The 6,474-nt window shown below is 40.7% G+C and carries 8 protein-coding genes; 7 read left to right on the plus strand and 1 reads right to left on the minus strand.

Annotated elements, in window-relative coordinates; translation table 11 throughout:
- Positions 1-74 precede the first annotated feature (74 nt).
- Genes dinG through rsmS form a run of 6 tightly spaced genes read left to right on the plus strand, consistent with a single transcriptional unit; the run spans position 75 to position 4,898 of the window.
- Entirely contained in the window at positions 75-2,150 is a 2,076-nt protein-coding gene (dinG, locus tag B2R65_RS07510) for an ATP-dependent DNA helicase DinG (protein ID WP_286741788.1), read from the plus strand.
- Complete coding sequence (locus tag B2R65_RS07515) at positions 2,150-2,926, plus strand: sulfite exporter TauE/SafE family protein (protein ID WP_286741789.1); 777 nt, start codon at positions 2,150-2,152, stop codon at positions 2,924-2,926. The genes dinG and B2R65_RS07515 overlap by 1 nt, the downstream gene beginning before the upstream one ends.
- On the plus strand, positions 2,927-3,535 hold the full coding sequence (locus B2R65_RS07520) for a primosomal replication protein (protein WP_286741790.1): 609 nt from the start codon (positions 2,927-2,929) through the stop codon (positions 3,533-3,535).
- Positions 3,535-4,431, plus strand: coding sequence for a histone deacetylase family protein (locus tag B2R65_RS07525; protein ID WP_286741791.1), 897 nt, complete (start codon positions 3,535-3,537; stop codon positions 4,429-4,431). The genes B2R65_RS07520 and B2R65_RS07525 overlap by 1 nt, the downstream gene beginning before the upstream one ends.
- 49 nt (positions 4,432-4,480) lie before the next feature.
- Positions 4,481-4,762, plus strand: a complete 282-nt coding sequence (locus B2R65_RS07530) for a late competence development ComFB family protein (protein WP_004585951.1) — start codon at positions 4,481-4,483, stop codon at positions 4,760-4,762.
- Positions 4,746-4,898, plus strand: a complete 153-nt coding sequence (rsmS, locus tag B2R65_RS07535) for a pleiotropic regulatory protein RsmS (RefSeq protein WP_024033713.1) — start codon at positions 4,746-4,748, stop codon at positions 4,896-4,898. The genes B2R65_RS07530 and rsmS overlap by 17 nt, the downstream gene beginning before the upstream one ends.
- Before the next feature lie 2 nt (positions 4,899-4,900).
- Here the strand turns inward: rsmS and B2R65_RS07540 are convergent, their stop codons facing one another.
- Positions 4,901-5,425: a sel1 repeat family protein gene (locus tag B2R65_RS07540; protein WP_286741792.1), complete on the minus strand. Its 525-nt coding sequence runs from the start codon at positions 5,423-5,425 to the stop codon at positions 4,901-4,903.
- Positions 5,426-5,530: 105 nt separating this feature from the next.
- Between B2R65_RS07540 and B2R65_RS07545 the strand changes: the two genes are divergently transcribed.
- Entirely contained in the window at positions 5,531-6,415 is an 885-nt protein-coding gene (locus B2R65_RS07545) for a DMT family transporter (protein ID WP_286741793.1), read from the plus strand.
- The last annotated feature ends 59 nt before the right edge of the window (positions 6,416-6,474 follow it).

A 6,474-nucleotide genomic window follows, 5' to 3' on the forward strand; every position in this document is an offset into this window, starting at 1 on the left:
TGCTTGTAGTTACACGGTTATAACTCTAAAATCCATACACTGTAATTATATACATATTTTAGGTTTATCTCCCCATGCTTTCTGACCAACTAAAAAAAACAATTAGGCAAGTACACCAGCATGTGGCTAGTAACCTTACTGATTACCGCCCACGCAGTAGCCAAAACTACCTTGTTGCCGAAATAGCCAAAACACTGGCTGGCGAATACCATAAAAAGCAGCGAATATGTGTTATTGAGGCTGGCACAGGGACTGGTAAATCGCTTGCTTATTGTTTAGGCGCGTTACCGCTTGCCATTGCTCAAAAAAAGAAGCTGGTTATTTCTACTGCAACCGTGGCCCTTCAAGAGCAATTAATAGCAAAAGAGCTGCCTTTTTTTAAAAAACACTCTGGGCTCGACTTTAAGTTTGACCTAGTAAAAGGTAGGCAACGCTATATATGTGCCCATAAATTACATAACGCTGTTAATGGCGATAGCCAAACGCAAATGGAGTTTATGCCCACACTTACCTCGCCGCTAAGTGATATGGAAACTAAATGCTTAAAAGGTCTTTACGATGCCTATGTAAATAAAAAATGGCAAGGCGACAGGGATAGCTGGGCCGACACCATACCCGATAGAGTGTGGAACTTAATCGCATGCGATAAACACGCTTGCCAACGCCAAATGAAAGCCCATCAAACCTGCCCGTTTCAGCTTGCTCGTAATCAGCTTATGCAAATGGATGTGCTTGTTATTAACCATTCACTGCTACTGGCAGATTTGGATTTAGGGGGCGGTAAAATTTTACCCGAACCTGATAATACCATTTATGTAATAGATGAAGCGCACCACCTTACACATATTACCCGCGACTTTTCATCGGCAGCGGCCACTATTAAAGGCACCATTGATTGGCTCGATAAGCTCACCAAATTTAGTGGCAAAATGTCTAAGGTATTAGTGGGTCAAAAGGCCATTGGTCAAAATTTCAAATTGTGCGATAGCATTAACGATGCGAATAAAGACTTAAAAGTGGTGCGTGATATTCTTGATAACGCCGACTTTGAATACTCAAAAGACGATACATACCGTTTTGAGCATGGCGAAATACCAAAATCATTGCACAACAAAGCTAAAGATATAAGTGACGCCACACTAGATGCACTACGCTGCTTAAACAAAATGCACGATACCCTCACTCAAGATGTAAGTGATGGCGATATAAAACCTTACGTTGCCGACCCTGTCTTAGCCGAAAGCGGGCACTATATAAACCGCTTAGAGCAATTAAATAAGCTGTGGTATAGCTATGCAAATAAAGGCGAAGGTACACCTCACGCAAGGTGGATCAAACGTTTAGAATATAAAAACCATCACGATCACCTATTAAGTGATTGCCCTATCGAAGTTGGCTACTACTTAAAAGACAAACTATGGAATGAATGCGCAGGGGCGGTACTATGCTCGGCAACTTTAAGTGCTCTTGGTTCGTTTGACCACTTTGCCTATGAAAGCGGATTAGCAAAAGAAGAAGGCGTTAAGTTTATTAAAGTGCCCTCACCTTTTGATTACCCTAAACAAGCAACCTTGCGTATTCCGGTAAGTAAAATTGAGCCAACCGACAAAGCATTTAGTGACCATATAGCGCAAACCTTGCCAGAGTACTTAAACACAAAAAAAGCTAATTTGGTGTTGTTTGCATCGTACTGGCAAATGGACCATGTGGCTAAGTTTCTTAGAACAAAAGGTTTTAACTTATTAGTGCAAGGCGAAATGTCGCGCGAGGCATTATTAAAAAAACACACCCAAAATATTGATAGCGGTAAAGGTAGTATTTTATTTGGTACGCAAAGCCTCTCAGAAGGGCTTGATTTACCTGGTAAATATTTAGAAAACTTAATAATTACAAAAATACCGTTTGCAGTACCTACATCACCAATAGAAGAAGCCCAAGCCGAATTTGTACAAAGTAAAGGCGGTAATCCATTTTTGTCTATTACGGTGCCCGATGCAGCAAAGAAATTGGTACAAAGCTGTGGTAGACTGCTGCGAAAAGAGAGCGATGAAGGCCGTATAACCATTCTCGATAGACGCTTAATTACCAAGCGCTACGGCAAAGCCATGCTCGACACCTTACCACCTTTTAAAAGACAAATAGATTATTAATGTTTGAACTTGCTTTAGAACCCACAACACTGGCAGTTTTATGTGCCGCAGCCCTTGCTGCTGGCTTTATTGATGCAATTGCCGGCGGCGGTGGCTTATTAACAGTCCCTGCACTACTCACCGCAGGCTTGCCACCGCATGTAACGCTTGGCACCAACAAGCTTGCGGCAAGCTTTGGCTCATTAACGGCCAGCTACACATATTATAAAAAAAATCTATTTAGTCCAAAATTTTGGGCAAACTCCATTTTAGCTACAGCCATAGGCGCTGTGATTGGTACGTTAATAGTCGATCACTTAAGTATTGAATTTTTAAATAAGCTTTTGCCTATCATTATTATTATGGTGGCCTGTTATAGCTTGTTTGGTAGTTTAAGCACCACACAGGGCGATGATTTACCCAAAATAACACCAATACTTAAACTAAAGCAGTGGTTGCAGGGTTTAGTGTTAGGTTTTTTTGATGGCGTAGCAGGCCCTGGCGCTGGTACTTTTTGGACCGCATCTAATAGTTTATTTTATAAAATGAGCTTACTGCTTAACTGTGGTTTAGCCCGCTCAATGAACTTTGTATCTAACTTTATATCGCTTATTACCTTTGTGGCACTTGGTCATGTAAACTTTTTATTAGGCCTTATCATGGGCTTTTTTATTATGTTAGGTGCTTGGATTGGCGCTCACTCAGCCATTCGCTTTGGCGGTAAGTTTATTCGCCCTGTTTTTAACACTATGGTTATACTGCTAGCATTAAAACTGATTTACGAGGCTTATTTGTAAATGCAAACACACGCGTTAGATAAATTACGCCAACAAGTTGCTACGCTTAAACAACAAGCTGAGCAATTTGATAGCGCAAAGTTGTTTTCTAAAAACCGCTATATGCAGGCGCAGCCTAGTTTATTTGACCGCGGCGTATTTAGTACTAAAAGCATGAACTTAACTGACTACGTAGCAGAAATTGAAGACGAAATTACCAGCTTACCACCAAGTGAACACCGCCATGCTTATGCTTATGCACTCGAGCGCATAGGTAATCAAGTACAAGCTGTATTTAGTGTTATTAAATCGACCCCCATCTGGGCAAAAGAAAACAAAAGCCAGTACAAACCTAGGCCAAAAAATACGGTTTATAAGCAAGCCGTAAAAAAAATAATGCAATCGTCGCACGAGCTATACGACGAGCTTAAACAAAACCACGAGTTTGAACGACGCTTAGTGTTAATGATTGAAGAGCGTAAACTACAAATGGAAAAAGCCAGCCCAGCGCAAGCGCAAAAACTTAATATGGAAATTTTAACCACGCATGCTCGTTTAGGCCGCTGCCGTAAAGCTATTTCGGCCACCGAAGATAAAATTCAACAAGTCGAAAAACAACAATTACGCTAATGCAGCTTTTTTACCACCCGCTTTACAGTGCTTTAACGCTTCCTGAGCGCCACCGTTTTCCTATTCAAAAATACCAAATGCTAAAAGCAGAAATAGAACGCTTAGGCTTTGGGGCTACACAGTTTAATACACCAACCAAAGCTACGCCCGAGCAGCTTGCACTGTGCCATAGCCAAGATTACATAAATGATTTTTTAAACGCCACGCTCAGTAATAAAGCAATTAAAAAGATGGGTTTCCCGTATTCACGCGAATTAGTAGAGCGTACGCTACTTTCAGTTGGGGCAAGTATTCAAGGCAGCGAATACGCACTAAAATATGGTTTTTGCGCTAATTTAAGTGGTGGCTATCATCATGCATATAGCGATTACGGCAGTGGCTTTTGTATTTTTAACGATTTGGCTGTGGCTAGCGCGCATTTAATCAATACAAATCAAGCCGATACCGTATTAATATTTGATTGTGATGTACACCAAGGCGATGGCACGGCACAAATTACGCAACATAATAACGCTATAGTTACTTGCTCTATTCATTGCGAGCAAAATTTTCCGCGCCTAAAGCAACACTCCGATTACGACTTCGCCCTACCTGCCAACACATCAGATACCGAGTACTTAACAACGCTAAAACAAGCCCTCGAATTTTGCGTGCGTATTCATAACCCCGACATTATTTTATATAACGCAGGGGCTGATATTTACGAAAAAGACGAGCTAGGGTTATTTAACGTATCGCTTGAAGGGGTTTATGCGCGCGATCATTTTATTGTTAACTACTGCAAAGCCCATAACATCCCACTTATGTGCGCTTTAGGTGGCGGTTATCAGCGTAATTTAAATGCGTTAATTAATGTTCATAAACAACTATTTAAAGCTGCTATCGATTTATTTTAGTGCTTAGTATACACTCAAATAAACGGACTCTATAAAAGGCGCTAGCACGATGCGACTGCACGACGACATACATAACTTTTACGAAAAAATTGTGGTTGAAGAAATCATTAAACGTAAACTAGATAAAGTTTACAGTGAAGATGTAATGGCCGATTTTTGTTGCACGGTACTTAATCAATTGCCGCCACGTTATATTAGATACGATGTAGATATGGCCTTTTATTTACCACAAAGTGAACGTATTCACATGGAAGAGCGCGTACAAACCGCTATAGACGTTGCTATTAGCCAAATTTCAAAAAAGAAAGATTTAGATGACCAGCCCACTTGATAATGCCCCTACACATGTAAAACTGGCAGTAGATTTAATTATGCTTTTGGAGCAGCACGAGGTTGCTCCAGAGGATGTATTAAAAGCGCTCGAAATTGTAAAAAGTGACTTTGAACAAAAACAAGCCACCGCTTAGCATTACTCTTTTGTTTGCACTTCGTATTTAGTCACAGTGCCATCGTGTTTGTTACAATCAATTTTAATCTCGCCAAACGTGCGTCTTGGGGTTGTTGAGCGACGGCACGTCATTTTTTGTGCTTTACTGCCATATTGGCTTATGTACAACGCAACGGTTTCGTCTATTTTAAGCTGTTGCGCCGAAGTGGCTGCGTTATAAAAGGTATTGTATTGCGCCTGCCAACTTTTAACTCCAGCCTCTTTTGCAACGCCTAGCCACCCCATACCCATGTTAGTGGATTGTGTTAAGTACTGCCCTTTTAAAAACATAAACGACAATGTGTATTGCGCGCTTTTATAGCCAAGTGCTGCAGGGTCTTTTAGATACATAAAAGCTTGTTTATAATCACCTTTTTTATACGCTTTTATGCCATTGTACTCATGTTTTTTCATGGTTATATCATCGTATAAATTAATAGGCGTAGACCCACAACCACTTAATAAACCCACTCCCATAATTGCTGTGATCAGTAAATATCGGCTCATGACTATTCCTTTTTTATTATTTTTATATGCGAGTACCGAATCTGGCTTACAGTTAATGCAAAGCCTGTTACTCTGTAAATTAATTTGTATAATTAAAATACTATCATGAGCTTAGCAAGTTTACTTCGGTTATTTTTTCTGGCTGCAATTTGGGGCGCGTCATTTTTATTTATGCGAATGGCAGCAAACAGCTTAGGCCCAGCAGTGTTAATAGAGTTTAGAGTTGGCTTTGCCGCACTCACCCTCTTTATTGTGGCGCTGTACTTAAAACGCCGCTTGGCGTTTACTAAGCACACAAAGCACTTTTTTATAATTGGCGCACTTAACTCCGCCCTACCCTTTTTACTGTTTGCTTATGCCGCGCAAACGATTAGCGCCTCTACTTTATCTATTTTAAATTCTACAACGCCCATATGGGGCGCGGTGGTGGGTATAATTTGGAGCAAAACCAAACCGACTAAAAGCATGGTGTTAGGTTTGCTGTTGGGTTTAATAGGCGTGGCAATTTTAGTTGGGCAAAATCATTTTGTATTGAATAGTCAGTCACTTATTGCTATTGCAGCAGCGCTAAGCGCCTCCCTGTGTTATGCCATTGCATCCCATTATACAAAAAATGCCCCAAAGCTTGCTCCGTTCGATAACGCACACGGCTCTATGTGGGCAGCCAGCTTTATAGTACTGCCCCTTATACTTTTTATGCCAATGCGCGAAGTACCTAGTACCAACGTTATGCTTAGCGTATTAGCACTTGGCGTGGTGTGTACCGCACTTGCTTATATTTTATTTTTTAAACTTATTGACGATATAGGCCCAACCTCAGCTTTAACGGTCACGTTTTTAATTCCGCTATTTGGCATTTTTTGGGGGCATTTAATTTTAGATGAGCAAATAGGGCCAAACACGTTACTCGGCGCATTATTTGTTATTGTGGGCACTATGTTGGTTACTGGTTTTTTACCACGAAAAAAGCACTTAGCTAAAGCAAGCTAAGTGCCTTAAATTTTATATGGCATTAAAGTTTAAACAAATTGTGGGTCTTTTGGCGCGTC

The organism is Pseudoalteromonas sp. UBA2102, assembly GCF_002331165.1.
Classification (GTDB): Bacteria; Pseudomonadota; Gammaproteobacteria; order Enterobacterales; family Alteromonadaceae; genus Pseudoalteromonas; species Pseudoalteromonas atlantica.